This window comes from Arthrobacter sp. UYCo732 (genome assembly GCF_040547265.1).
Lineage (GTDB): Bacteria > Actinomycetota > Actinomycetes > Actinomycetales > Micrococcaceae > Arthrobacter.
This window is the reverse complement of sequence record NZ_JBEPPJ010000002.1, coordinates 291,102-315,708: the sequence shown is the minus strand read 5'-3', so window position 1 is coordinate 315,708 and position 24,607 is coordinate 291,102. Positions and strand designations below refer to the sequence as shown.

The 24,607-nt window shown below is 64.4% G+C and carries 36 protein-coding genes; 6 read left to right on the top strand and 30 right to left on the bottom strand.

The annotated features are described in order from the left end of the window. Positions 1-2 precede the first annotated feature (2 nt). From ABIB45_RS05060 to ABIB45_RS05010, 11 genes are all read right to left on the bottom strand, one after another. A complete protein-coding gene (locus tag ABIB45_RS05060) occupies positions 3-209 on the bottom strand; it encodes an NUDIX hydrolase (protein WP_354214850.1) in 207 nt (68 codons plus the stop codon). Positions 210-212: 3 nt separating this feature from the next. Beyond that, positions 213-596 (bottom strand): NUDIX hydrolase, encoded by a 384-nt coding sequence (locus ABIB45_RS05055; RefSeq protein ID WP_354214849.1) that lies wholly within the window; start codon positions 594-596, stop codon positions 213-215. Further along, the gene (locus ABIB45_RS05050) at positions 593-1,312 is read right to left on the bottom strand and encodes a hypothetical protein (RefSeq protein WP_354214848.1); all 720 of its coding nucleotides are present in this window, start codon (positions 1,310-1,312) and stop codon (positions 593-595) included. Before ABIB45_RS05050 ends, ABIB45_RS05055 begins: the two co-directional genes overlap by 4 nt. After that, on the bottom strand, positions 1,309-1,803 hold the full coding sequence (locus ABIB45_RS05045) for a hypothetical protein (RefSeq protein ID WP_354214847.1): 495 nt from the start codon (positions 1,801-1,803) through the stop codon (positions 1,309-1,311). The genes ABIB45_RS05050 and ABIB45_RS05045 overlap by 4 nt, the downstream gene beginning before the upstream one ends. Beyond that, positions 1,800-2,642 carry a hypothetical protein gene (locus tag ABIB45_RS05040; RefSeq protein WP_354214846.1) on the bottom strand — a complete coding sequence of 281 codons (843 nt, stop codon included), beginning with the start codon at positions 2,640-2,642 and terminating at the stop codon, positions 1,800-1,802. The genes ABIB45_RS05045 and ABIB45_RS05040 overlap by 4 nt, the downstream gene beginning before the upstream one ends. Next, on the bottom strand, positions 2,639-3,163 hold the full coding sequence (locus ABIB45_RS05035) for a hypothetical protein (RefSeq protein WP_354214845.1): 525 nt from the start codon (positions 3,161-3,163) through the stop codon (positions 2,639-2,641). Before ABIB45_RS05035 ends, ABIB45_RS05040 begins: the two co-directional genes overlap by 4 nt. A 135-nt stretch (positions 3,164-3,298) precedes the next feature. Next, positions 3,299-3,934 carry a hypothetical protein gene (locus ABIB45_RS05030; protein ID WP_354214844.1) on the bottom strand — a complete coding sequence of 212 codons (636 nt, stop codon included), beginning with the start codon at positions 3,932-3,934 and terminating at the stop codon, positions 3,299-3,301. A 186-nt stretch (positions 3,935-4,120) separates the two neighbouring features. Beyond that, positions 4,121-4,531, bottom strand: a complete 411-nt coding sequence (locus tag ABIB45_RS05025) for a hypothetical protein (RefSeq protein WP_354214843.1) — start codon at positions 4,529-4,531, stop codon at positions 4,121-4,123. 26 nt (positions 4,532-4,557) lie between these two features. After that, positions 4,558-5,028, bottom strand: a complete 471-nt coding sequence (locus ABIB45_RS05020; protein WP_354214842.1) for a hypothetical protein — start codon at positions 5,026-5,028, stop codon at positions 4,558-4,560. Between the two features lie 55 nt (positions 5,029-5,083). Then, entirely contained in the window at positions 5,084-5,743 is a 660-nt protein-coding gene (locus ABIB45_RS05015; RefSeq protein ID WP_354214841.1) for an NUDIX hydrolase, read from the bottom strand. A 2-nt stretch (positions 5,744-5,745) separates the two neighbouring features. Further along, entirely contained in the window at positions 5,746-6,603 is an 858-nt protein-coding gene (locus tag ABIB45_RS05010) for a hypothetical protein (RefSeq protein WP_354214840.1), read from the bottom strand. Positions 6,604-6,765: 162 nt separating this feature from the next. Here ABIB45_RS05010 and ABIB45_RS05005 point away from each other — a divergent pair, with 162 nt between their 5' ends. Then, positions 6,766-7,389: a hypothetical protein gene (locus tag ABIB45_RS05005; RefSeq protein ID WP_354214839.1), complete on the top strand. Its 624-nt coding sequence runs from the start codon at positions 6,766-6,768 to the stop codon at positions 7,387-7,389. Positions 7,390-7,399: 10 nt separating this feature from the next. Here ABIB45_RS05005 and ABIB45_RS05000 read toward each other — a convergent pair whose 3' ends face one another. Then, complete coding sequence (locus ABIB45_RS05000; protein ID WP_354214838.1) at positions 7,400-8,299, bottom strand: hypothetical protein; 900 nt, start codon at positions 8,297-8,299, stop codon at positions 7,400-7,402. Continuing rightward, positions 8,296-8,586, bottom strand: coding sequence for a hypothetical protein (locus ABIB45_RS04995; protein ID WP_354214837.1), 291 nt, complete (start codon positions 8,584-8,586; stop codon positions 8,296-8,298). Before ABIB45_RS04995 ends, ABIB45_RS05000 begins: the two co-directional genes overlap by 4 nt. Before the next feature lie 58 nt (positions 8,587-8,644). Between ABIB45_RS04995 and ABIB45_RS04990 the strand changes: the two genes are divergently transcribed. Continuing rightward, positions 8,645-9,262 carry a hypothetical protein gene (locus ABIB45_RS04990; RefSeq protein WP_354214836.1) on the top strand — a complete coding sequence of 206 codons (618 nt, stop codon included), beginning with the start codon at positions 8,645-8,647 and terminating at the stop codon, positions 9,260-9,262. A 4-nt stretch (positions 9,263-9,266) separates the two neighbouring features. Here the strand turns inward: ABIB45_RS04990 and ABIB45_RS04985 are convergent, their stop codons facing one another. The 12 genes from ABIB45_RS04985 to ABIB45_RS04930 form a co-directional block, all read right to left on the bottom strand. After that, positions 9,267-9,827 (bottom strand): hypothetical protein, encoded by a 561-nt coding sequence (locus ABIB45_RS04985; protein WP_354214835.1) that lies wholly within the window; start codon positions 9,825-9,827, stop codon positions 9,267-9,269. A 63-nt stretch (positions 9,828-9,890) separates the two neighbouring features. Further along, positions 9,891-10,049 carry a hypothetical protein gene (locus ABIB45_RS04980; RefSeq protein WP_354214834.1) on the bottom strand — a complete coding sequence of 53 codons (159 nt, stop codon included), beginning with the start codon at positions 10,047-10,049 and terminating at the stop codon, positions 9,891-9,893. A gap of 61 nt (positions 10,050-10,110) precedes the next feature. Then, positions 10,111-10,560, bottom strand: coding sequence for a hypothetical protein (locus ABIB45_RS04975; RefSeq protein ID WP_354214833.1), 450 nt, complete (start codon positions 10,558-10,560; stop codon positions 10,111-10,113). A 68-nt stretch (positions 10,561-10,628) separates the two neighbouring features. Beyond that, positions 10,629-11,930: a preprotein translocase subunit SecY gene (gene secY / locus ABIB45_RS04970; protein WP_354214832.1), complete on the bottom strand. Its 1,302-nt coding sequence runs from the start codon at positions 11,928-11,930 to the stop codon at positions 10,629-10,631. A 41-nt stretch (positions 11,931-11,971) separates the two neighbouring features. Next, positions 11,972-12,220, bottom strand: coding sequence for a preprotein translocase subunit SecG (gene secG, locus ABIB45_RS04965; protein ID WP_354214831.1), 249 nt, complete (start codon positions 12,218-12,220; stop codon positions 11,972-11,974). A 101-nt stretch (positions 12,221-12,321) separates the two neighbouring features. Further along, complete coding sequence (locus ABIB45_RS04960) at positions 12,322-12,972, bottom strand: DUF2637 domain-containing protein (RefSeq protein ID WP_354214830.1); 651 nt, start codon at positions 12,970-12,972, stop codon at positions 12,322-12,324. 47 nt (positions 12,973-13,019) lie between these two features. Beyond that, positions 13,020-13,673: a hypothetical protein gene (locus ABIB45_RS04955; RefSeq protein WP_354214829.1), complete on the bottom strand. Its 654-nt coding sequence runs from the start codon at positions 13,671-13,673 to the stop codon at positions 13,020-13,022. A gap of 98 nt (positions 13,674-13,771) precedes the next feature. Next, entirely contained in the window at positions 13,772-15,202 is a 1,431-nt protein-coding gene (locus ABIB45_RS04950) for a hypothetical protein (protein WP_354214828.1), read from the bottom strand. 168 nt (positions 15,203-15,370) lie between these two features. After that, positions 15,371-16,324, bottom strand: coding sequence for a PDDEXK family nuclease (locus ABIB45_RS04945; protein WP_354214827.1), 954 nt, complete (start codon positions 16,322-16,324; stop codon positions 15,371-15,373). 605 nt (positions 16,325-16,929) lie between these two features. Then, entirely contained in the window at positions 16,930-17,922 is a 993-nt protein-coding gene (locus ABIB45_RS04940; RefSeq protein ID WP_354214826.1) for a hypothetical protein, read from the bottom strand. 264 nt (positions 17,923-18,186) lie between these two features. Next, positions 18,187-19,662, bottom strand: a complete 1,476-nt coding sequence (locus tag ABIB45_RS04935) for a hypothetical protein (RefSeq protein WP_354214825.1) — start codon at positions 19,660-19,662, stop codon at positions 18,187-18,189. A gap of 44 nt (positions 19,663-19,706) precedes the next feature. Continuing rightward, on the bottom strand, positions 19,707-20,321 hold the full coding sequence (locus ABIB45_RS04930; protein WP_354214824.1) for a M50 family metallopeptidase: 615 nt from the start codon (positions 20,319-20,321) through the stop codon (positions 19,707-19,709). A 136-nt stretch (positions 20,322-20,457) separates the two neighbouring features. Between ABIB45_RS04930 and ABIB45_RS04925 the strand changes: the two genes are divergently transcribed. Then, positions 20,458-20,652, top strand: coding sequence for a hypothetical protein (locus tag ABIB45_RS04925; RefSeq protein WP_354214823.1), 195 nt, complete (start codon positions 20,458-20,460; stop codon positions 20,650-20,652). Between the two features lie 70 nt (positions 20,653-20,722). Here the strand turns inward: ABIB45_RS04925 and ABIB45_RS04920 are convergent, their stop codons facing one another. Together ABIB45_RS04920 and ABIB45_RS04915 are read right to left on the bottom strand one after the other, a co-directional pair. Further along, on the bottom strand, positions 20,723-21,256 hold the full coding sequence (locus tag ABIB45_RS04920) for a dihydrofolate reductase (RefSeq protein WP_354214822.1): 534 nt from the start codon (positions 21,254-21,256) through the stop codon (positions 20,723-20,725). Further along, positions 21,253-21,612: a hypothetical protein gene (locus ABIB45_RS04915; RefSeq protein ID WP_354214821.1), complete on the bottom strand. Its 360-nt coding sequence runs from the start codon at positions 21,610-21,612 to the stop codon at positions 21,253-21,255. Before ABIB45_RS04915 ends, ABIB45_RS04920 begins: the two co-directional genes overlap by 4 nt. A 329-nt stretch (positions 21,613-21,941) precedes the next feature. On the opposite strand from ABIB45_RS04915, the gene ABIB45_RS04910 reads away from it, so the two are divergent. Together ABIB45_RS04910 and ABIB45_RS04905 are read left to right on the top strand one after the other, a co-directional pair. Beyond that, positions 21,942-22,382 carry a hypothetical protein gene (locus ABIB45_RS04910; protein ID WP_354214820.1) on the top strand — a complete coding sequence of 147 codons (441 nt, stop codon included), beginning with the start codon at positions 21,942-21,944 and terminating at the stop codon, positions 22,380-22,382. A 52-nt stretch (positions 22,383-22,434) separates the two neighbouring features. Next, positions 22,435-22,704: a hypothetical protein gene (locus ABIB45_RS04905; protein ID WP_354214819.1), complete on the top strand. Its 270-nt coding sequence runs from the start codon at positions 22,435-22,437 to the stop codon at positions 22,702-22,704. Between the two features lie 61 nt (positions 22,705-22,765). On the opposite strand, the gene ABIB45_RS04900 is transcribed toward ABIB45_RS04905, so the two are convergent. From ABIB45_RS04900 to ABIB45_RS04890, 3 genes are read right to left on the bottom strand one after another with little or no spacing between them, the layout of a single operon-like run. After that, positions 22,766-23,074, bottom strand: a complete 309-nt coding sequence (locus tag ABIB45_RS04900) for a hypothetical protein (RefSeq protein ID WP_354214818.1) — start codon at positions 23,072-23,074, stop codon at positions 22,766-22,768. 10 nt (positions 23,075-23,084) lie between these two features. Further along, positions 23,085-23,546: a GatB/YqeY domain-containing protein gene (locus ABIB45_RS04895; protein WP_354214817.1), complete on the bottom strand. Its 462-nt coding sequence runs from the start codon at positions 23,544-23,546 to the stop codon at positions 23,085-23,087. Continuing rightward, positions 23,543-23,878 (bottom strand): hypothetical protein, encoded by a 336-nt coding sequence (locus tag ABIB45_RS04890; protein WP_354214816.1) that lies wholly within the window; start codon positions 23,876-23,878, stop codon positions 23,543-23,545. Before ABIB45_RS04890 ends, ABIB45_RS04895 begins: the two co-directional genes overlap by 4 nt. 67 nt (positions 23,879-23,945) lie before the next feature. Between ABIB45_RS04890 and ABIB45_RS04885 the strand changes: the two genes are divergently transcribed. Continuing rightward, positions 23,946-24,479 carry a hypothetical protein gene (locus ABIB45_RS04885; protein ID WP_354214815.1) on the top strand — a complete coding sequence of 178 codons (534 nt, stop codon included), beginning with the start codon at positions 23,946-23,948 and terminating at the stop codon, positions 24,477-24,479. Positions 24,480-24,607: the final 128 nt, after the last annotated feature.

The window sequence follows — 24,607 nt, the reverse complement described above, 5'->3', positions numbered from 1 at the left end:
CCTCAGTCGCGTTCACCGGGGGCGGCAAGCAGCCCGGAGACTTCCAGCATCATGAGCGCCGTCAGGGTGATGCCGGATCGGATGAGGCCACAGCGGATCATTTCCCTGACCTCGTCGTGGCTGTACCAGTGCAGGACGCCGCCTGATTCGTCCTCGTAGTGAGTGGCGGCCAGGGCCTCTTCGGGCTGGCGGCTAAGCCAGATGGCCACTTCTCAGTTCAGCAGCGGGTCGGGATAGGTGGTTCCCAAGAAGATCCCGTCGGTGAGGGCCAGCCCGGTTTCCTCCATCAGTTCACGTCCGGCTTCGGCGGCTGAGAAGTTCTCGGTCCCGCCGGCCGGGAATTCCAGCAGGGTCGTCTTCACCGGGTAGCGGTACTTGCTGATGAAGCCGAAGAAGTGGGTGCCGGCTGCGGTGACCAGCGGGATGGTGAGTGCTCCCAGGCCGGTTCCGCCGGTGATCACGGAGTATTCGCCGCGGCGTCCGTCCGGCAGGCTGACATCGTCAATGTCGACCCGGATTAAGGCGTTCTGCAGCGCCGTGTGGCCGTCAACGCGGGTGATTGGCGTGGCTGTTTCAGTGGGGACGGTGACGGTCATGATGCTCCTTCGGCAGTTGATTTGGTTTTGCGGGCGGCGGCCATTTCCTTGATCGAGTCGAAGATGCCTTCCACGTCCGGGACACCCATGCGGTGGCGCCAGTGCTCGCCGTACTCCTGTGTCGAACAGATGTCGTCCTTGAGTTCGCAGGCGCACTGCCTCTCGTGCTGTTCCCGTGCCAGGTGGTCTTCGACGTCGGCTGCCGTGAAACCGTCGAGGACCGGGGCCGGGGCTGTGACTTTCTTGGCGATCTCGTCGGCCGCGGCTTCGGCGCCCATGCGCCAGCGGATGGCGGTCAGCCGGGAGTCGTCATCAGCGGCGGCGGCGAGATCGTTGAAGAGGGGTTTGAGGTGTGTGTGGATGGCTTCGCTGGCGACGTTGGTGGCGTCGCCGCGCTGCTGCAACCCGGGCGGCGTTGCGGAGAAGCGTTCGGCGACATCGTTGGCCAGGCGGTCGACCCTGTCTTTGAAGGACGTGACATGGCTGCTGGTGTCCTTGCCGTTTGCGGCGTCCCGGCGAAGCCACCCGATGACCGGGGAAAGGTGGTGTTGGGCCTGCCCGGCGACCCATGCCCGGATCTGCTCCGGGCCCATGTCGGCGACCGGGGCCCGTTCGCCGCGGTCAAAGTCGAGTGATACGTCCGGTTCGGCGTGCGCGCTGGCGGCGAATTGCCCGCCGGCCGGGATGCCTTTCTCGACGCGGTTGGGGGTGGTCATCGGTTCTCCCCTGGCTGGTGGGATGCAAGGTCTGTGGGTGTTACGGCGGCCATCTTCTCGATGCTGTAGTACCGCCAGCTGTAGTTGCTGCCCCGGACGCGGCTGGTCCGCAGCGGGGAGTCTTCCTCCTGGTACTGATCGGGAATCAGGGACAGGGTGCCGAGCTGGGCGACTTTGGCGCGCGGCCCCTCCCACATGGTGCGGCCGTCCTTGCCTGAGATCCGGATGGTCATCTCTTCGGGGTCGAAGACCTGGTTGCTGGAGCGGTACGCGGAGATTCCGTGCGCTCCCCGGAACCGCTTTTTTAGGCCCTTGGCGGCCGCAGTGACGTCCATGGCGCCGATTTGCGCGGACAGGTGCCTGCGGGCTGCGACGAGTTCGTCCCTGGAGGTGAGGGGTTCGGCTGCCAGGGACAGCTGTGGTTCGGCATGGGTGTCGGAAGCGAACTGGCCACCGGATGGCACGCCCTTGGGTTGGCGGTTGGTGTTCACAGCAGGTCCTTGGCAGTGAGTTCGGTCATTTTGTCCAGGTCGTATCGGCGGATCCAGGCCTGGTCATCCGGTGAGGTGCAGGTCCGCAGCGGGTTGACTCCGGCGTAGTGCTTGTCCGGGGTCAGGTTCAGGGCGTCCAGTTCGGTCAGGTCTTCAATGTCACCGCGCCAAAGGTCTGTGCCGTGGGCGTCGGTGAGCCGGCACGGGGTGGCCTGTTCCTCACCGGCGGTCGCTTCGATCACGGCTGCGGACGGGAATCGCTTGCGGAGTGCCGCCGCGGCTTCGTTGACGTCCAGGGCGTCAATTTCGGCGGTGATGGCTCTGCGCTTGTTGACGAGTTCAGACCGGGCCGGCGCTCCGGTGGCGCCCCGCATCCGGGTGTCGATGAAGTCGACGTTGGCGATCGGGGTGTTCCAGACGCTTTCGGAGTACATCTGGGTGAGGTTCCTCCACGGCTGGCTGCCCGGTTCGTGGGGCCCGACTTCTTCGTGGAAGCCGAGGATTTCGCGGGCCGGGGTTCCGGTGATCGCCTGGAGCTCCTCAGCCTGGGCGCGTTGTGCGAGAGTCTTGCGGCCCTCGGGCGTGGCCGCGGCCTTCTCCATGGCGGCGTCGAAGACTTTGGGCATGTGCTGGTAGTAGCCCTGGCCAGGTTCGTAGGTGCCGTGTGCGTTTTGCAGTCCTTCGATGTCCCGGATGGTCAGCGGCCGGGCAGACTCTGCCAGGAAGTCCTGCTGCCGTTTCTGCTCTGCGGTGAGGGCGACCGAGGGTTCTGCGTGCCCGGTGGCGGCGAACTGGCCGCCGGCCGGGACCCCTTTGGGCTGTCTGGTTGTGGTGCTCATGAGATCTCCAGTGCTTTATCGAGGTCGAGGTGAATGGTGGCGTTCGCTCCGGGTCCCGCCGTCTTCTCGGAGAGGATGCCGTCCAGCTTGCCGCCGTGGTCTTCCAGGTCGTTGGCCAGCATGTGGATTGACTCGGGGTCTTCGTCGCCGTCCCCGTCCGCCCAGGCGTGAAAGCCGTTGCTGGGATCGAGCCAATTCTTGATCACCAGTTCGTTCCGGTCGGCGTCCAGGACTGCGTAGGGCCTGAATTCGTGCCACTGCTGGTCGTCGGTGTGGAAGACCGCGTACCGGGCGGTCGGGTGCATAGCCTTGGTTCGGGCGGCGATTGCGGCCGCAGAGGTCGCTGCCATCTCGAAAGTAAGCTGCGCCATCTTCTCCTGCTGGAGCCGCCGGGCCTCCTTGAAACCGGCCTCCAGCTTCGTCATCGGGACACTGTTCAGTGTCAAGGCTGACTCGGTGTGAGTGTCGGGGGCGAACTGGCCGCCGACGGGGACGCCTTTCGGCTGGCGAGTTGTCGTCATGCCAGATGTGTGTGCGGCTGCCGGCCAGCTGCGACGACAATGGTCGCCAGCGGGGCACCCGTCAGGGATTATCCGGCGGAAAGTAGCCCCACGACAGGAAAGCCCGCCGCTGAATCAGCGGCGGGCTTTCTCTTGTCAGGAGTTGTAGCTGTCCTGGATGCGGGTGGCGAGTTCCCGGCGGGTTGCCGGGTCGGTGTAGCCCGAGAACTCGGAGGCCCAGGATGCGAAGTCGTCGGGGTCGATGGACGCGCCCTCGGCGTACGTCTCATAGGTGGTGAAGGCCAGATCGCCGGCGTCGTCTAGCTCGACCTTGGTGTCTGGAAGGAGGGACGGCGGTGCCGGCCAGGGCTTGGGACCAAGGTCGGCGAAGTCTTCGATGCCGCTGTGGGCTGCCTGGCGTGCGCGGCGGTAGCTCCAGTCGTCGAACTCGTACAGTTCCCTGAGGTTCGCTTCGGCAGGCAGGGTGTAGCGCAGCTCGAGGAGGTGCTTTTCCGGGGCCACCCGGGCCGCGGCGGACGGTTCGATGAACAGTGGCACGGACGGTTTACGCAGCGGGCCTTTGCCGGTCAGGGTGATTGTGTCGATCCCGTCGATGCCGTGGACGTCACGGCCGATGGTGCGCGGCTGGCCGGGGACCAGGGTTGAAAGGTCCAGCGCCTGCTCGCGGGTGAGGGGTCCGCCCAGGGACACGGACGGTTCCGCATGGGTGAGGGGTGCGAACTGGCCGCCGACGGGGATTCCCTGGGGCTGGCGGGTGATGGTGGCGGTCATGGTGTCCTTGCGTGGGGTTTGGTACGGATGGAGTTTACGTGAGCGGGTCAGTGGTAGACGGCTCCGGGCAGGGCCGGCGGGTTTCAGGAGGCGGCCGCGGCCGGGTCGTCGGGCTTTCGTTGACGAAGCGAACGAGATGTGTGCGCTGACCAGATCTTGTGCGGCCTCGGCAACGTTCTCGGGGGCTCAGGCAGTCTGGTAGACGCGGAAGTTGTCTTTACGCGCCTGCTCGATGTCGCGGCGCAGCGCGTTCGGGTCGCCGAAGTAGTTGCTGATGTCCACGTGGCTGGAGATGAAGGCGCTGTACTCCGCGGGCGTGTACCCGTTGTCGTTGAAGTAGGCGTCCTCCGCTGCTTGTCGGACGCCGGCATAGGAGAAGTCCCCGGTGTCGTCGATGTGGTCCCTGACCGCGGCAAGCTGGTCTTCGGTCAGGTCGATGGTGGCGACGCCCTCATCATCCTGATGACGGTTGGTGATGGACCTGATGGCGCTCTCAGAGAAGGACCCCCCGAGCCTGAAGACGGGTTCGGCGTGGGCGTGGGCGGCGAACTGCCCGCCGGCAGGGATTCCGGCGGGTACACGTGTGGTTTGGCTCATGCCCTTTCTGTGTGCGGCGGGGCAGTCTAGGCGCCGATGCGGTCCAGGAAGTCCGGGTGTTTTGGGTCGTTCGGTTCGTAGGCCAGGCTGGCATCCTCGTCAGCAGCTGGGCGGCGCGCGACCAGGTAGGCGCCGAGCTGCTTCTGCGTTTCGGCTTCGATGGCGTCCTCGACGAGCTGTTCGGCGAGGAATTTGCCCAGGTAGGGAAGCTGGTCGGCGGGGAGTTCACCGATGGCCTCCAGGGCCTGCAGGATGTTCTCGTCCTTGGATGCTGCGTGTTCGACCAGTTCCCGGTCGCCGTCACTCTGGAGTTCTTCGAACGCTTCGGGGCAGTCGGCGATGGCCTTGCGGCCGGCGGCGGCGCGTTCGGCAGGAGTGGTGAGCGTGGGTGCGGCGGCTGTTGTAGTAGTCATGGCGCTCATGTGTGCGGCATCGGCGGAAACGCGCTCCGGTGCCGCACAGTGGCCCTGCCGCCGCTTCCAGCGCAGTGCCTTCATGGACCCATTCTGCGCCGAACAGGCCCCGCACCGGTAGGGTGCGGGCCGGTCCGGGCTAGGGGCAGTTCATGTTTCCGCCGGCGGTTAGCAGTCCCAGGGCCGCCAGCGTCATGCCGCAGGTGATCTTGCCGTTGCGGATCATGCCCAGCAGCTGGCCGTGGCTGTACCACTCGATCTTGGCGCCCGTTTCGTCCTCGACGTGGCCGGGGCGCAGGTGCTCCATGCCGTGAAAGGTTTTCCATACGGCAACCTCAGTGGTGAGGATACCGGTGTCGGGGCGGATGGTGCCGAGCAATGCAGCGGAGCTGTAGTCCAGGCCGGTTTCTTCGATGAGTTCGCGGGCTGCTTCATCCAGGGTCAGGTCGTCGGAGCCGCCACGGGGGAATTCAAGGGTGAACTCCCCTGTGGGGTAGCGGTACTGACGGACCAGGCCGACGTGGGCGATGCCGCGGAAGTTCACGAACGGGATGGTCAGGACGCCGAGTCCGCTGCCGGAGGTGACCACGGAGTACTGGCCGAGGGTGCCGTTCGGGAAGCGGACCGTGTCGGTGTCCACCCGGATGAACTGGTTCTCCAGGACGGTGGAGCCCTCGAGGCGTTCGATGGTCCCCGGGACGGCGGCGGCCTTGATCGCCGAAATCATTTCGGTGATAGGCCCCGGTGTGCCCGTAGCTTCAGCCGGCGCGCTGACGGGGATGTTGGTGGTGACGGTCATGGTCATGCCTTTCCGGAGCGGTCGATCGGGGTGTGCCGCCAGGCCTGGAGGCGTTTCCTGGCGAACTCTTTGATGAATACGGTGCCGTAGCCGGCGCCCACCTCGTTGGCCAGGTAACGGACGTTGGCTTCGTCGGTGGGGTCCCCGCGATGGGAGATGAGCCCGTCGATCCGGGTTTCCAGGGCGGTGACCGGGTGGGAGATGAAGTCCGGGTTGTCGGTTTCGCTGACCTCGGGCCGCGGCGCCTTGAGCGCGGCGCTGCATTCGTTGGCGACGGCCAGCTTGTGCAGTTCCCGGCGCTGCCAGCTTTCCGGCTGAAGCTGCTGGTTGGTCAGCATCGGCCCGTACCATTCCTCGCCTACGTGCGGGAAGGTCGCCTCCAGGGTGCGGCGGTACTCTTCGGGGCTGGAGCCGATGTGGGCCGCCGCGATCTCGAAGGTGTCCTCCGCGGTGGGGACGTAGTGGCTTTCGCGGGCGAGGCGCCGTTCGCGGATGGTTTTCAGCTCCCGGGCTGCAGCTGCTCCGAACTGGTGGGGCTTGATGTCGCTGTGCCGGATCCGGTCGGTGGCCCGGTCGACGGAGTCATCACGCTCGGCTTCGGCCCGGATTCCCCTGCTGGTTTCCTCATCGTGGACGGCGTTGAAGAAGTCGCCGGCCAGGGACTCTTCCAGGGCGGTCCGGGTGTAGCTGCGCCGCTCCCCGTTGGAGGGCCTGTCTTCGTAGACGAGCTTGTACCATTCCGGGTTGGACGGCACCGAAATGACCGCCGCTGACAGGCTCAGGCCCGGTTCGGCGTGCGTGTCGGGCGCGAACTGTCCGCCGGTTGGTACTCCCTTGGGCTGGCGGGCTGTGGTGGTCACGGGTGCTGCTCCTTCTCGTTACGGGTGAACATGCGTAGACCCGGACACCGTCAGCGACGGGGACTCCATGTCTTGCCTTCTATGTGTACGGCTCGGAGCTATTCATGACGCATTTCACTGAAAACCTGCCGGGCCGCGGGCCGGGCTGTCATATTGGGGGGCATGACCCTGGAAGATGAGGCACGCCAAATGGCCGCGAAGATTGCCTCTGAAAGCGCAGCAATAGACGAATGGGAGGCCAAGGAGCGGTGGAAGCGGAGCCTGGAGCAAACTCCCAGGCCGCCCAGTTGGACAGGCGAACTGATAGACCTCCTCGACGGATACTACTTTTCGGACCAAGATGTCTACCGCGTCGTAGCCAGCGATGAGGTCCGAGACGGATACCGCCAGTTGAAGAGCATCCGCTATGAACTCCTGGGTCGCGGGTGGGGCCTTTGTGCTTACTTTTGGAGTGACGGGCGCAGGGCGTCCTGGTCTCCGACCATTCTGCTGCGCGACGGAAACGTCTATTCCGGGGGATGGCATGGCGTGCGCAATGATTCGGCAACCACCCATGTTGGCTTTCCGCCGGGAACCAAAGCGGTCCTCGTAGCTAACTCATTGCTAACCACCGCTGCGGTCCTTGCAGCTGATTCCTTTGATCCCTCCGCTGCGAAACAGGATCAATGGTTGTACGAAATTTACGGTCTGGGCGCGGCCGCTGCGATCCTGTCCGGCAGCGCCAAAGCAGTACACAGTGGGCTCGAGTGGCCCGACCACAGCAACTGGGACCGCCCCCACGGCTGACGCTACACCTCTAGTATTCGGGGACGCAGGGTCCGTTGCCAAGGAGGGCAAGGCCTGCCAGGTCTCCTTCGCTGAACGCGGCTTTGGTTCTGTCGTTGGCCCGGTACATAAGCTCGTCGGTGCCTTCGGCATGGCCGAGGCCGACCATGTGCCCCATCTGGTGCAGGATCAATGACTGAACCTGTGCCGCCGATCCCTGACCGATGAGTTGCTGGGCGAGCGGACCGTCCACCTGGACCTGTCCCGTGACAAAGATCCAGGGCGCTTGGCCGGACTGGATGAGGGAGCTGCCGCCAAAACCTGCGATGTCGCCGGTGAAAGCCGGTGTCTCATCCGGTGTCGTCCACGAGATCAGGAGCGGCGCCCAGCGGTCCCCGTAGCGTTCAGGCTGGTATTTGGCGCGGTCCGCGGAAGGGGACTCTTCCGTGAGCCCGTCGTAGGCGAAGACCAGGCCGGTTGCGCTGGCGGTTTTGGCGACGGCGTCGTGGATCATCTGCTCTCCGCCGGGCGGTGCGTTATCGGGGCGGATGACGTACCGGATCGTGTCGCAGGGGTCGTAGCGGACAGGAAGAGTGTTCTCCGTGCGGCTGATGACGTAGTCCCTGCTGGGGCCAGCCGTGGCTGCGGGGGCGAGTCGGCCGGTTCCGCCGCGGTGCGGTGTCGGCCAGCGGTCCCGGGATGCTTCGAGCTGGGCGCCGAGGCTTGCGAACGAGTGCGGTCCCGTGACGACGTAGCTGACTCCCGCTGCCGCGGCGACACTCAGCGCCAGGACAGCGGCAATCCATCGTCCCTGTTTGCTGCGGCGGCCGGAGACTGAGGGGGCATCCGAAGGGAACTCCGGAACCGGCGGCGTGTACACGCCCTCGTCCTGCCACGGCTGGTTGTTGTCCTCGGGGCCGACCGTGCTCATGCGGTCCTGCTGGCCTTCATGGCCTGCTTCACGTCGAACGAGAAGTAGCCGCGGACGTAGCCGTGACTTTCAGGGACGCCGACACCGGCGTTGCCCCAGTTGTCGGCGAGGACTTCCGCTGCGGCCGCCAGGTCGGCGTCGGCCGTTTCCTTCAGCAGCGCCGAGAGCTGCCCACCGAAGAACAGGTGCCGATTCTCGGATGCGTCGGAGAGCTTGAACGTCCATTTGCTGGCAAGCCGATCAAGGACCGGGCGGAGGGCTGAGACGGTGGTTCGGTCTGATGTCATAACTGACATGTGTGCGGAAACTGCGGCGGCGCTCCCCTCCAGCTGGCATATTAGGGGAATGAGTCTCGAAGACGACGTTATGGAAGCGATCGCCCGGCATCAGACGGCAACGCAGGATGCCCAGGACAGGGCGGATCTCGCCAAAATCCCGGTCATCCACGACTGGGCCGTGGATGCCCAGGACAGGGCGGATCTCGCCAAAATCCCGGTCATCCACGACTGGGCCGTGAACCTCGCGGCGCGGCTCGAAGCCATGCCCGGAGTAAGCCCGTACAACAGTCTCCCCGTCTACCTGCGCGTCAGCGTCAACAAGGAAAGCAAGGACCAAACAACCGAGCGATATGAGATGGTTGGCCGCGGATGGGACCTGTACGCCTCGGACAAAATAGGTGAATCTTCAAAGGCGATCATCCTGATGGACGACGGGGTGGTTCGCACTGGCGGCGGAAATTCAGTCCCTCGACCCAGGACCACCGACCACGTCACGTATGAAGGTTTTGATCCTGATCATCAACGAGTCATCATCCCGTACAACGAAGGTGTCCTGAGCAAGCTCGACGAATCCTCGCACGGCTATGACGAGTATCGCCGCCTCTTCGGCGTAGGTGGCATCGTGGCTTTGACGCTTGGCACAGTGAACTTCAAGGAAGGCCGGCTCTCGTGGCGGTGTACCTGAACGGTCAAGCTGCCTCGGCGTAGCAGGCGCCCGTCATGGTCACGGCTGCTTCTTCCAGGGTCTGGGCGATTTTCATCCGCTGGCGTTCGCATTCGTCGGCGAGGCTTGGATAGGCGGCCGCGATGACTTCCAGACAGCGGGATTTGAGCTCTCTGTTGTACCAGGACCGCAGGTCCGAGGTGTTGAACCTGTTCCGCAGGAGCGAAACGTCGTAGACGGTCCGGGCGTGCCGGAGGTAGTTCACAGTGAGCCGGTCCACGGTGCTCGGGTGCAGGCGGTTGAAGTCCATGGGCGTGCGGCCGTCAGCGACCGTGATCTCGGTGTAGCTCTCGTACGCAAGGTGGACGATTTCATCCATGCTCTCGTGGCACTGGAGGCTCACTTTCAATGAGCGTGCGGCCCGGAGGACTTTGCGCATTTCGGTCTGTCCGTTCAGGCGGACTTCACGGCGGACCCCGGGCTTGGTGGAGGTGTAGGCGGCCAGCCGGCCGTGGCCTTTGCGGATCTTTTCCTCAGTTTCCAGTTCGTCCTGGCTCACGAACGGGGAATTCTGGATAACGCGCATCGGCTTGCCTCTCTCGGTCCTGTGCTTTCGGGTAGCTCCTATGCGTGGAGATCGCCGACGGGCCTAGGCGGCCGTCCGTGCGGGCTCAGGCACCGCTGCCCCCTGCAGCTCGCACAGGGCGCAGAGTGTGTAGGCACCGTTGGCGTCCTGGGATCCTCCGCTGCAGGCAATGCAGACCAGTGCGAGGGCCCGCACAGTCGCTGCTGATCGTTTTCGTGTCATGCCTTCCATGTGTACGGCGCTCCCCCGATGAGTCATCGGAAGGGGCGCCGTACCGGCGCAATCAGACCTGGACGATGGCGAGCCGGAAGTGCTTTTCCGGGCTGTAGTTCCAGGCGAAGCCCAGATCGTCCCATTCAGCGGAGGTGGGTTCCGCCGTGGAGGTGGTGAGCTTCATCATCGAGGTGATGTCTTTAGGGACCGACAGGGCGCTCAGGACGCACTGCACATCCGTCATCGCCGCGCCGGAAGTTTCCCGGGGGCCCTTGGTGTCGATGGAGAGCTGCGTGCTCCCGGCGGTCAGCTCCACGCCGTCGGCCCCGTCGAGCCCGCAGCCGGTAACGGCGCCGGCCAGGTCGGCTCCAGCAGGTGCCGGAATGGCCGAGGAGGACGCTGAGTTTTCGGTGGTTGCTTCGGGTGCCGGGGCTGGAGCGGCCGTGGAGCAACCCCCGAGGAGGAGTGCGGCCGCGATGGCTGCCGCAGCGGTGAGTGAATACCTGACGGGGATGAGCATGGGTGCCTTTCAAGGGGTGGCCGGAGGGCCGTTGGGCGGGAGGCTGATGCTGGCCTCCCGCCAGGGTTTTAGCGCATCAGGGCCGGGTATGAGCGCTGCTCCATCTGGGCGCTGATCTGCTTGACCGTGTCCAGCCCGACACCGACCATGATCAGGATCGCGGCGCCGCCGAACGGGAAGTTCTGGTCAGCCTGCAGCAGCACAAGGGCCACCAGGGGAATCAAGGCGATGATACCGATGTACAGGGCGCCGGCGGCGGTGATCCGGTTGGACACGTAGGCGAGAAGCCTTTCCGTGGGCGTGCCGGGTCGGAAGCCGGGGACGAACCCGCCGTACTTCTTCATGTTCCCGGCGATCTCCTTGGGCTCGAAGGTGATGGAAACGTAGAAGAACGAGAACCCGATGATGAACAAGGTGTAGACCACCATGTAGATCGGGCTGCTCCCGGTGGTCAGGTGCGCGATGACCCATTGGGCCCATTCGGGACCGGCGATCGTCTGGTTGGCGGTGGCGTACTGGGCGATCATGGACGGCAGCGAAAGCAGAGTGGAGGCGAAGATGACCGGCACAACACCGGCCATGTTGACCTTGATCGGCAGGAAGGTGGTGTTCCCGCCGAGGGTCTGACGGCCGACCACTCGCTTGGCGTAGACGACGGGGATGCGGCGCTGGGACTGTTCGACGAACACGACCAAGGCGATGGTGATCAGCCCGACGGCGAGGACCGCGGTGAACACACCCCAGCCCTGGGTGCGGCCGATGGTGCCGAGAGAGGTGGGGAAGCCAGCGGCGATCGAGGTGAAGATCAGCAGGGACATGCCGTTGCCGATGCCGCGCTCGGTGATCTTTTCACCCATCCACATCACCAGCAGCGATCCGGCGATCAGGGAGATGACCATGATGAGTGCGGTGAGGAAGCTGTCATCCCTGACCAGGGGCAGGGCGCAACCGGGGAACAGGGCGCCGGTGCGGACCATCGTGACGATGGTGGTCGCGTTCAGGGCTGACATGCCGACGGCCAGGTAGCGGGTGTACTGGGTGACCTTGGCCTGTTCTCCGGCGGCGTGCAGTTCCTGGAGGCGTGGGACGATGACCTTCATCAGTTGCATCATGATGGACGCGGTGATGTAGGGCATGACACCCAAGGCGACGATAGAGACCGACAGCAGCGCGCCACCGGAGAACATGTTGACCATGTCGTAGATGCCGCCGCCGCTGGCACTGGCCAGGCACATCTGGACGTTGGTGGCGATGACGCCCGGGGCGGGGATGAACGACCCGAGCCGGAAGACGGTCAGGACGCCCAGGGTGATGAGCAGTTTGGTGCGCAGGTCCGGTGACCGGAACGCGCCCTTGATTGAGTCCAGCACAGTGCCGGCCCTCCTTTAGATGATGCCCGAGGGCTGGATGATTACAGGCCGGTGAACCGGGTGATGACTGCAAGGGCCATGATGGCGGCAGCCCAGATGACGGCCGTGGCGATCGTGAACCGGGTGAGGTTCTTCTCAGCCACGCCGGTGGAGTTCAGGCTGCTGGTCATGCCGCCGCCGAACATGTCGGAGACGCCGCCGCCGGAAGCCTTGTGGAGCAGAATAAAGGCGCCCATGATGACGCTGGACGCCACAACAAGCACCTGGAGTGCGATGATCAGAAAATTCATTGGTGTCCTTCGAAGAATTGGGGCCGGCGGAGTATCGCCAAAGGCCCGGGAATCCCTATGCGTCCCGGGGCCCGACGGGCGTCGGATCGGCCGGGAACGGTTTAGGCGGTGACGAGTTCGCGGTCGTGGACGGGCCGCTCCACAGCCGCGGCGGGGACAGGTTCCTTGACGGGGGATTTGCTGACGGCGGGTGCGGCCGTTGCCGGTGCCGCCTCCAGGGCTTTCACTTCGGGTTTGGTCGACTCAGGGGCCGGCTTTACGCGGGCTGGGGATGCCGCCTTGGCGGGCTTCTTCCTGGCCGCGGTGGCCGGGGCTGCCTTCTGGACCAGCAGGACGGTCAGGTGGGTGATGGCGAGCAGGACGACCGGCGGCATGGCTGCCATGACGGCGGAGACCGCCGGCGGGACCCCACCGTCAGCCTGGTCCACCGAGACGATCGCGTGGACGGCGTTGGCTGCGGTGGAGACGACGGCGCCCAGAAAGAGAAGCGCCCAGGGATACGCGAGCGTTTTGCGGTCATGCCCGGCGAGGGCGACGATCGCCACGGTCGACGCGACGATGAGCCCGTCAACGATGATCGGCCAGATCCAGGCGAGGTTCCGGTCAATGCCGGAACGCGCTGCCAGGTCGGTGAGAGCGGCGAAGGACAGGACGAAGGCGCCGACGGCGATCAGCACGGTGGAGCCAATACCCACGGCGATGATGGGGCGTGCGAGGGGCGCGGCCGGTTTACGGGCGGCAGGGAATGTCATGGGGACTCTTTCAGGATCGGTAGGAAACGGTGGTGCGGTGCGGTCTGTCAGAGTTCGAGTCCGTCCGCTTCGCGGGCGACTTCGGCTGCGGTGGTCAGGACGAGGCGGACCAGTCCGCGGAGCTGTTCGGCGCTGACTCCGGCGGCGCCTGCGTCGATGAGCCGGTCGGTGATGGTGCGCACGTCGCAGGAGAGTCGCTGGACGCGGCGGGCCTCGTCGAACTGGTCAGCGAGGATGAGCGCGTCCGTGGCGGCGGCCAGGCCGATAGGGTTCCCGGTGCTGTCGTTGGCGGCGGCGGCGATCTGGAAGCGCGGGTCGCGGACGGGCTCGCCGGTGTGGTCGCCGCCGGCGATCCGGATCTCGGTAGCGATCCTGGCGACGGTCCGGTCCACGCAGCCGACGTGGGTTTCGGCCCCGTAGGTCTCCTCGTAGGACTTGTAGCGGTACGGGATGGTGTGCAGGTAGTTGTAGAGTTCGTGGCTGCCGTCGAGCCCGAACTTGTCCTTAAGGACGTCGAAGGCGTCCCTGACGGTCTGGCCGGCCGCGAAGTGCAGCTGACGGACAACCTCGCCGATGCTCCGGGAGGATTCCATCCGGCGGTAGGCCTCGGTCTTGTGGCGGTCCCGTGAGAAGTTGGCTGCCATGTTGGTCAGGACGGCGGCGATTTCAGGGTGGAGGTCATCGGGCTGATTTTCAGTCATGGCCGTCATGTGTGCGGAAATCCGGGCACAGCTCCCCGGCCTCAACACAAGCGCCCCCGCAGTGGTGACTGCGGGGGCGCTTGTGTTGAGGCCGGCTCTTACTCCTTGGGGAAGGTGAGCTGCACTCCCTTGACGGGGTAGTCCATGGAGGAGGTGGCGGGGGCGCCCTTGTCAGAGGAGCGCTGGAGGGTGCCTGCCGAATGCACGGTGTAGTCCACGGTGAAGTCGGTCGCGGTGGCCGGCACTTCGAAGACGATCTTGAACGTTGCGGTGCCGTTCGAGGTGGTCGCCTTCTCGTTCTCCATGCTCTTGGCTTCGACCGTGAACTTTTCGCCGCTGACATTGGAGGCCGACGCCGAGGCGACGTTCAGGGCGGTGTCGTAGTAGCTGTTCGCCTTGGACCGGCCGTCGTAGAAGCTCTGGCTAAGTCCGAAGAACTTGGTGCTGCTGGCGCGTGCCGAGCCGTTCACGACCAGCCATGCCTTACCTTCGGGAGCCCAGCCGGTCTTTGCGTCGTAAGCTGTCCGGGTTGCCGTCACCGAGTCGGAGGAGAACCGGGCGTACATGCCGTCCTTGGTGTGATCGCCGATCTCGAGCTCGGCGGGTGTGGTGCCCTTGGCCGTGTCAACCACACCGTCGTAGTACGCGGTGGCTGTCGTGTGCAGCTTGCTGTCGCCGAGTGTGACCGTCTGAGTGAGCCCTTCGTAGGTGATTGCGAGGGCAAGGTCTTTACCGTCGCCGGGCACCGGCATCGAGACGGTGCCGGATTTGACGTCACCGACAGGGTAGGTCTTGTCACCAGAAATGAACGCCAGGGTCGTCTTGATCTTCTGCTCCGGCCCCTTCAGGTAGCCGGGGCCCGGGGTCTGCGTGGGCGTGAAGTTCAGGGAAGCCGTTCCGAACTTGTTGCCGTCACCTGCCTTGAGCCGGTTGGAGACCCCTCCGATGCGGTCGCTGATCCTGATGCCGTTCACGGAGAGGACCCCGTCGGGGGTCTCGACTTTCACGGTTGTGCCGGAGGGACCTGATCCGGTCCCCCAGATGGCTTGGGTGACCGGGGCTGAGGTTGTGTCCGGTTCGGGCAGATCGGTCTTGTCCGAGGCCTTTTTGCCGTCGGTGCGGTACAGCGAGGTGTTGGCGCCCGGCTGGCCTGTGCTGAAGCTTTTCCCGGAGCCGAGGAGGATCTTGTCGGCACCTTCCGGGGAACCGGAGAGCTTGACTGCGTCCCAGGTGGTCTCGTCCTGGCCGAGGTAGTGCACGGGGCCGCAGAGGGCGGTGTCGCCCAGGACGCCCTCCGGGGCTTTTTGGACGAAGCAGCGGGAGTCATCAATGACGGTTGCGGCGGTGCCGTTGGCTCGGTACTCGGCCCATGCGGCGTCCAGCGACTCGATGGTCTTGTCCAGCTTGGAGACTTCCACTCCGCTGAAGGTGTGCTTTTCGCTGCCGCAGCCGGTCAGCAGAACCGATGCGAGCAGGAAGGTTCCCGCTGCGACGGCCGCTTTGGCGGTCGGGGTGGATCGGATAGTCATAGTGCCTCAGATTCTGTGCGAACGGGATACATCGTGACGGGTGCATCGACCGCCATGCCGCCGATGTGTACGGCATGGCCCATCAATGTCACCGGTCATCGCATGCCCCGGCTCCGGCAGAATCCTGCCGCCCCCAGATGAAAGTACAGCGTTTGGACTATCACTGCGTCAAGCTGCGAGGCCCAGGGGGCGCCCGGATCTGCGGCGTGACACCGCAGCGAGCAGCTCGTGGTCCGAAATGTTGCGGCTCTTCTCATCAAAGCCCACCCGGTACGCACCTTGGTAGGCGCGGGCGATCCGGTCCGAAACAGAACCGGGGCGCAGGTGCGGTTCAGGGTCCAGGAGCAGCTGCAACCGCGCAGGGGTCGGCCGCCGGGCGGCCTTCACCCCCGTGGCCGGCATGGTGTCCCAGGCGGGGCCCTGACTGGTGATGTCCACTCCCCCGTCTGGGCGGATTCCGAAGGCGGCGTAGGTCAGGGAGGCGAGTCCGGGGCCGGCGGGTGTGATGAGTGTGTGGACCGGCATCAGTCCGTGCTTGAGCGCCCTGAACGGTCCGCCGAGGAGCAGCCGGTCACTCGGCGTGTACGGGAACTCCCGCAGCGGTATTCTCATGGGACCGGCGACCGAGGCCAGGACCTTGGCCATGCTGGCGGTGTCCATGAACGGGGCGCCTTTGACCTCGAGCCAGATCTGGTGGTCCGGGAGGTAGAAGTCGGGCAGATAGAACAGGTCCTCCCCGACCTGGTAGAACGACGGTTCGTAGTCCCAGTTCACGTCCAGCAGGTCCAGGAAGACAGCCCAGCGGGCTTCGAGCCGGGAGCGGAAGATCCGGCCGGAGTAGGAGACCTCCATGGCCTTGGGCTTGGGTGTCCTCGATGTCCGGGTTGTGCCGGCGCCGCGGGCAGGTGCCCGACGTGCCGCTGAGGTCTTGACCCGGGCTTGTGTGCTTGCCGGAGCTTTGGTTGCTGCGGTCTTCTTCGGGGCGGCCGGCTTCTTCGCCGTTCCTGTCTTGGCTGCCGTCCGTTTCCGGGGTGGCTGTGTTGTCGTGGGTTTGGCGGCCGCACGTTTCGGTGCAGTCGCTTTCTTCCTGGGTGCAGCCTTGGCTGCTGTGCGCGGTGCCATGTTTCCTCCTGGCCTGAAACATGCGCAGACAATCCCGGGACCGGCATTCAAGGGGTTTCGGCGCTCTACCGGCCACTCCCACCGAACGACCATCACTCGACCAGTTGGTCGAGTGGGAAAATCCCCGGAGTGGCGGGGAATATAGGGCCCCTACTACTACTACTCTACTTAAACGACCTTAAATAGAGATATATATAAGGGGGCCCCCTTGTTCTCTCTATAGAGGCCCCTCCTTTCTTAGTTAATACACTTCCCTCTCATAGATGTCCTATCCTCCGCGGTCGTTTTGGTCGAGCGAGGGTGTGTCGGGACTCAAATTCCTCGCCAGCATTGGGATGCAGGGCCGTTGAGTCACCCTACCGGCGGTCGTTTCCCGAACGTGTGAACGACCAGAAGCGGTCGAGTGTGAGAGATGCCGCCTTTAACTCATGTGATAACCTGAGGAAAGATTTTCCGCTTTAGAGACGATGGTTATCACATGGCTCCCAAATGGGGGCCTTTTCTTGTTTCCGGATGGTTTTTCGTTTGTCGGAGAGAGTCCAACGAAAACAGCCCCGCAGGCATTCTTCGTGCACGTTGCGGGGCTGTTTATCGGTCGGAGTAATTTACGGCGTCCAGGTCGCCGACGGTGCGCCGTCCTTGTAGGCGGGCTTGTAGACTCCGGCGACGGAATCCCAGCCGTAGCCGCCGGCGTCCGAATCCAGGTACGCGCGTCCTGTCTGCGGGGCTTCCTCTTCGTCATAGCCGACCCTGGTAAGGGTCCGTTTCATGGCCGCAGGGACGACCACGTCGTGACCGGATCCGTTCCACTTATCGATCAGCAGGACGTGCGGCTTCGCGAAGTCGAGAACCTTCCGACCCTCGGTTTCGGGTGACTCGGTGCGTGGTGTGGGGACCGCATCGTCGATTCCCCCATACCAGAGGACGTCGAGCTGAACACCTTCATGCCAGTCGTACGGTCCCTCGTTGACGAGCTCGTCGATAGCGTCCCGGACTTCGGGGCTGTCGACGTCCATGCCGGAGTCTTTCAGCAACCCGGAGACGGCCGAGTGGCGGGCTGCAAAGCCGCCGTCGTCCAGCCGGTGCCCTGAGCTCCAGCGGGGCTCTGAGAGCCGCTCAGCGGGCCTCCCGAGGGAAGTTCGCAGGAGCTGGTCGGGGGTATTCCGCAGCAGGTCCTTGATGGGGTCCGAGTCGTCGCGCTCTTCGACGGCCCGTCGGGCTTCGTCCTGTTCATCCGGGTCCAAGTCGTCCCATTCGCGGTCGAAGCGGCCCTCCTCGACGGCTTCGTCGATTTCCGTCCTGGCGGTGGTAGTGGCTTCCTCGTAGGCGTTGTCGGCGAAGTTGTCGTCGACGTCGTTCTCGGCGTCCACCCATTGGCCGGCAAGGATCATGCTCATCTGTTCCTGGGTCAGCCTGTCATCGTAGTCGACGAAGCGGAGGCTGACCGGGGACTGGTTCGCTGCGATGATGCCGGCAGCGCCTGTGGCCGCCGGGGGATTCCTGGTGGTTAGGCTCAGGTCTGGTTCGGCGTGGGTGGTGGCGGCGAACTGGCCGCCCGTAGGGATGCCTTGAGGCTGGCGGGCCGTGTTATCAGTCATACCCAGTGTGTGTGCGGCGGGGACCGCGGCCGCTCGCGCAAAGGCCCCGCAAGGTAACTTCTCACTCCTGCAGGGCCTCGCACATCCGGATGCGGTCAGTCTAGCCGCGCCGACTTTAATCCGGCCAGAGCATTAGGGGGGTGGGCAGCGAAAAGCCCCACTGCTATTGGGGGATGCAGCGGGGCTTTTCTGAAACTACTTTATCTGCCCGTGGGGGCGTTACGTGACAGGGGCCCGGTGACGTCACTCACCGGGCCCTGGACGTTACTTCTGCCCCAGCCGCTTCAGGACCTCGGCGGTGACGGCGTTCTGCAGCTTGGCCAGTTCCTCGTTGCTGAGCCCACCGATTTCTCCGGGCCCCGCAGCGGGCTGACCGGCCTCGGCCGAGGCGTCAGGTGTGGCGCCGACGGTCTTTCCGTCGGCATCAATGCAGCGGACGGTGGCACCGTCTTTGGTCAGGCAGGACGAGCCGTCGGATTTGACGAGCACCCGGTACGCGACGTTCTGGTTAAGGCCGATGGAGGCAGCCCATTCGTTGTGGGACACGGGGATAACTTCCATCACCGCAAGGCCTGTCGCCCAGCCGCTAAGGTCGCTGAAGTCCGCCTTGATCTTGTCGGCGGTGGCGCCGTTGGACTGCCGCGGAACCTCCAGGTGGTAGAGGGTCACGGCGGGCCGTTCGCCTGCCTTGACGTGCCCGGATTCGAGCAGGGCCACATCTTCAATGGACTGCGAGGACGCCCTGGACGTGAACGGGGAGGCGTACACCGAGCCGGAGCGGTCCTTGTAAGCCAGGGAGAATGCGCTGGAGTTGTCCTTGTTCGGGTCGTTGGAGTCCTTGACCTCATCAGTCAGTCCGGACTGGCCCATGAGCATCGACCACCAGTCACCGTCGCGGGTTGCCATGGATTCGTTAATCCTGTGGACGTACGACAGACCGACTGCCGGACCTGGAAGCTCCCCGGCTTCGACCTTGTCGCGGAGTTCAACCTGTCCTGTTTTGCCGTCGTAGATGGCCACGCCGGCGGGCACGTGGACGGGGTTGAGCCATCCGTCCAGCTTGGTCACCGGGACCACGATCTTCGGGGTGTCCCCGTCGCAGTAGCCCCATGCGTCGTCCTTTTTGGCGATCAGCAGGGCGTCCTGCCCTGCGATGGCGCGGGTCAGGGAGTTCCCGAACCAGCCGTCCATCCGCTGGGAGGCCTTGCCTTCATCAAACAGGCAGGGTTTGCCGGCGGCTTGTCCGGTCAAGGCGATCGTCTGGTTGATGATGGCCGCGTAGCCGGGGTTGCCGATGCCTTTGCGGTCAACGAGTGTCGAATAGTGGTTGGAGTCCGCCAGGTAGTCGGTGGCAGAGATCTGCCCGTTGATGCCGGACAGGTTGGAGCTGGCCTGCCGTTCGGCGACCAGGAACGGTGCACGTTCTTTCAGGGTCGGCATCGGGTCGTTGCTGTCCTGGACGGTGGCTGCGTAGGAGGTCAGCTGGCTGTAGGAGCGGGCGTTGCCATAGCCGATCAGTCCGGCGACGCCGAGAACCCCGATGAGGACGGCCACGCCCACACGCTCCAGCGCCCAGGCGATACTGACGGCCGCAATGATGAGGATGAGCAGCAGGAGCGGGAAGCCCCATTCGACGACCCAGCCGTTCCAGAAGCGGGCGCGCGTGAGGGGGTCCAGGAGCGGGAGGCCGAGGACGGCGATGACGCCCAGGACCCAGTAGGGAATTCCAGATGATTTCATGTCCGCAATGTGTACGGACTTCGGGGCAACGCTCCCCCGGTCGTCTACGCGCGGGCCGGCACGGACATCAGTGCCTGGAGCACTTCGGCGGAACCGGCACACGCCGGGCACGGACCGTCCGGCAGGCAGGTGAGTGGGCGGTTGCCGGCAAGGGCCAGCCGAAGGAAGATCAGCAGCCGGTAGCCGTCAAGGGATTTGTGGACCGGGAGCAGGTTCCCGCCGCCGTTGATGATGGCCATGAGTCCGGCAGCGCCGAGCGGGCTGGCCAGTCCCTCCCACGTACCGCCCGCGGCCGTCCAGAGGGCGGTGCCGAAGGCGAGTTCCAGGGCGGGTCCGGTGATGATGGCGATGACCCGCCGCCACGGGGTGGTGTTTCCGCTGGTGACCGCTCCACCGGCCAAGCCGAACTCGAGCCGTTCAACGGTCCGTCCGGTGGCCCGGGCTGCGAAGGCGTGGCCCGCCTCGTGGAGCATGAGCCCGGCGATCGAGAGTGCGCCGACGGTGGCAGCCTCCTGCCAGGTCAGCCACAGCTCTCCGGTGTACTGAAGCCGCCGGGTCGCGACGAGCATTCCGCCGCAGACCGAGAGAGCAATGAAGAGGGCAAGCAGGCCGGGTTTGAGGACGATGGGACACGGTGCGCGCAGGATAGTGAGGGTCACTGCCCTCATGTGTCCGGCATGAGCTCTCGGGCTTCCCGGCTGCTAGCGGCAATGCCGATGCCAGTACGCGACAGGCAAGTACGCTTGCACACGACGTAGCCACAGGAGCGACGTCGCTACAGGAGTGATACCAGCCATGGCGGACCAAACTCACGAGCCCCCGTACCAGTGTCGGATGCACTACGACCCATCGGTCAAAGGCGTCTGGATCGGGCACGGCGTCGACCTGAAACCCCTGTGCGGCCAAAGCGAGTTCATCGGGGTCACCAGCGTCGCTGAAGCGGTGGACTGCCTTAAGTGCTCTCGCATGATGGAGCAGTCGGCTACCTGACCGATGATCGCCTCCATCCGGCAAGTGTCATATGCCTCCGTCGGCGCCAGCACTTACCCGGCACGGGAAATCAGCGCCCCGCCAGCCACATTTCGATCCGGTAGCGGGTGCCGTTGGCAGCAGTCGCCCACCCCCGTTCTGGCTCGACGCTTGCCAGGGCCCATTCGGGACCCAGACCGGGGGCATGGGTGTCACCTTCGACGTCGGCATCGATCACGGTAACGACGGCGCTGTTGGCCACGCCCAGGAAGATTGCCTCCCGGTAGACCATGCCTCCGCCGATGATCCAGACCTGGTCACTGCCGGGGAGCCCTGCGACGGCGGCGAGAGCGTTGATGATTGAGGAGGATCGCTTAGCACCGGCGGCCTGCCAGCCGGGGTCGGATGTGATGACGATGTTCTTCCTGCTGGGAAGCGGTCGGAACCTAGCCGGGAGGGAATCCCAGGTGCGGCGGCCCATGATGACCGGGTGGCCATCGGTGATGCGGCGGAAGTGCTCGAAGTCTTCGGGCAGATGCCAGGGCATGGTCCCGTCACGGCCGATGACCCCGTTGGCAGCCTGGGCCCAGATCAGGCCGATGTTCCAGCCAGTGGCTGCCCTCACAGGGCGCTTCCGTCCAGGCCGATGGCGATGAGACCGTCTTTGTCCAGGATGGAGCGGAACGTCTCGTCGCTGAAGCCGGTCATCGCCTGCGCGGCGGAGATTCCTTCAAGGTAGGACTTGAGCTCGGCAGCCTTGATGACCTCCGCGAAGACCTCCTCGATCGCCGCAGCGGTCTTGGCCATGCGGACCTCGTGGACGGCGTCACGGCCTTCCCGGAACCCGCCGTTCTTGCGGTAGGCGGCCGCCTCGTCGGCGGGCCAGTCGGGAATTCGTTCGCCGCGGTCGCGGAGGATCTCGGTCAGGGGCTCGATGAGCTCGGGACGGATCGGTGCGAGCTTCTTAGTCTCCTTGGGCATGGCACCAATGTGTACGGCAAGAAGACAGCCTGTGCCCGCAGTGAGCGATTAATTTAGCTCTTGACTCTTGAACCAGCGGGTGGGATTGTCACCGCACCACCAGGGAGCCTGGCAAAGGCCGGTGCCTGTGAGGCGGGAAGTGAAGTCCTTGACGAGAGGGGAAACGATGAAAAATCCAGAGGAAGCGAAACCCGACCCGGATACGGAAATGAGCTACGCCGAAGCTGTAAGGCGGAAGCAAGCTGTAACCAGTGAGGAGCCGGTGAAACCCAAGGAAGACGTTCAGGAGGGCCCCGGCTCTGTCCTGCGGGAAGGCCCCGGCGAGTAGCATGTCATTCGTTCAGATACCGACTGCATATGCGGCTGACCCTTCGAATGTTTGGGCGCCGAAAGCGTTTTTTGACGGATCGGATCCCTTCGCAATCGTTATGAGGGTACAGGCGTCTAGCGATCTGGTGAGGGCAGGGTTGTCATACGATGCGGTTTTCCAGATGGCCAACCCCAGGCAGGACGAGCGCTATCGTTGGTGGATTGCTCTTGGCGACCATGCATATGAGCAGCCCACCAAGGACATCCACAGTGATAACCAGCGTTTCCAGTACGACAACTTCGCCCACTGGATTTCTTGGGACAAGTACAGCGATGCGGTGCGGGAGATACGTGGCCTCGAGCGCAATAAGGGTCTGTTTTTCGTGCGCGCACAAATCGATGTCATAGGCACGAACCTCTTCGCCCACTCGGGCGACTTCTGGTACAAGGCCGTACCCTAAAGGCTGGTTTCCTTCGGTGAGGCGCCGTCTTGGATCCGCACACATTATGGGCATGAGCAAAGACACTGTACTGGCACCTGAAGACTTCGTTATTACCACCGGCGAGGAACCTGCCGAATGGCCGGAGCGTTTCGCGCCCGGCACGATGGCGAAGGTCGTCACCCACTCTGAGGGTCTCTGGACGAAGATCACCTCGGACGACGGCCAGACCATCCACGCGACCATGGCGAACAACCCCTTCGGCGACTTCGCCGTCTTCGGCGACCGGGTCCAGTACCGGCGCGAAAACGTCCGGAACATCCTCCCTCCCACGTTCGGCTAGAACCCACGCAAAAGGCCCGCACTGTTCAAACAGTGCGGGCCTTCCTCATGCCACAATGCGGTCAGCCCTGGTGTTGGACCGTCAGGTGAACAGTGACCGGTTCGGGTGCGAACTCGGCCGGCATGCCCTTCTTGAAGTGGCGGCCGCCGAACGGCTCATCAGTCAGGTCGTCCGGGATGTAGGTCACTAGCAGGTCCGCTCGGGGGCAGCTGCAGTCCTTTCCCACGGTCTCGGCAAAGATGGACCGGTCCCAGGGGTTCTTGGTCCGGTAGCCGTTCTCCGGGTGGTTCTTGCAGATCAGCCGGTATTTGGCTCCGCCTGCGATGCCGAAGTTGACGTGCTCGATCGGTACGGGTGTCGTGAGAATCATCAGGACCGACTTAGCCCAGGCGTCCGCGGACGATCTCGGAAACCGTCTTGCCATCGAAGCGGCCCGCGACCTTGGCAGTGACAGGTTTCATCACGGCGCCGATGGAGCGAATGGACAGTTCCTGGCCGTCTGCCTTCAGAGCCGCGATGGCCTCGTCGACGATGGCTTCCACCTCGTCCCGAGTGAGGGCTTTCGGCAGGTATGCCTCGATGATCTCCGCTTCGGCAACCTCGGCCGCAGCACGGCCGGGTTCGCCCGCTTCGGTGTAGATACGGGCAGTGTCCCGGCGCTTAGCGGCTTCCTTTTGCAGCAGGGAAGTCACCTGGGCGTCGTCGAGTTCGACCGGGGTCTTGCCGGACTTTTCACGGGTGCTGATCTCGCCCAGAACGTTCCGCACGGTCGTCAGCGCGGTCTTGTTGCCCGCCTTCATGTGTACGACAACGTCGTCCTTGAGGCGTTCTTTGAGTGTCATCGCTTGTCCTTCTCTTCGGTGGTGCCGTCCAAAATGGTGTTGATTGCCTGGAGCAGCGGGGTTTGTTCAAGCCATTCGGCCGGGGTCTTGGACTCCAGCGTGCGGACGGGCTGGTCGTAGTTCGGGTCAAAGCCGGCGAGGAACAGGCGGGTGTCCTCTTCGAAGACTGCCATCACATAGAAGTCCTCGGGCCGATCCCGGAGGAACCACAGCACGTTCTCCAGGTAGCCCCGCGACATGTCCCTGAGGGCGTGCCGGTTGCCTTTTCGGTCCACCCAGTAGTCAGCCTGCTTGAAGGTGCTGAGCACAATCGGCGTCGCTTCATCGTTCATTTCCAACATGTGTGCGGAGTCCCGGCTAAGCGTGCCCGGTAGGCTCGTGCAGGAACGAGAGGGCCCCATGACAACCGAATCACCGGATGATCTGCAACGCGCAGCGAGCCAAGCACTGTCCGAGCAAGAAGACTACCTGCGCAGCCAGCGCCACCTCACCGACGAGCAACTGCTAAGCCAACTCGTCGAGACCCTTCGCAAAGAGAAGGCCGTCATCGACAGGTGGGTCGATTCAGGGGACTGCTTCATCCTCTCCGGCTCAGGAAAGGTGCACCTGCCGTCGTGCCCGAGCATGCAGGCCTTGGTGGACCGCGAAGCGGCCTGGGCGCCGTACCTTGACGACTTGGACCGCGTTCGGAACTGGCAAAGTAGCGATAACGCCCCGCCAATGCCGGCCCTGATGACTCGGGCCGACGTGGAGGATCTTAAGCGGTACTCGTCCTGCACGGTCTGCGCCCCGACCCTGGACCACACCGATAAGCGGCCCGTCGCCCGCGGCTGCACCCTGTTGCCGGCCGGCAGCCTGAATTACCGCCACTTCGGTACCTCGTTGACCCTCGTGGACGACGGGGTTGAGCTCGGTGTCCTGACGAAAATTTAACGAGTGGAAACGGCTGAGGGACTGGTTTTCAGCGCCGAGTTCGATGGAGCTGAAGAGCCTGTCACCGATCCGCTCACCGAGCTGATGTACAGGACCGGGAGCAGGCCCGTCTAGTCCTCTCTCCGAGG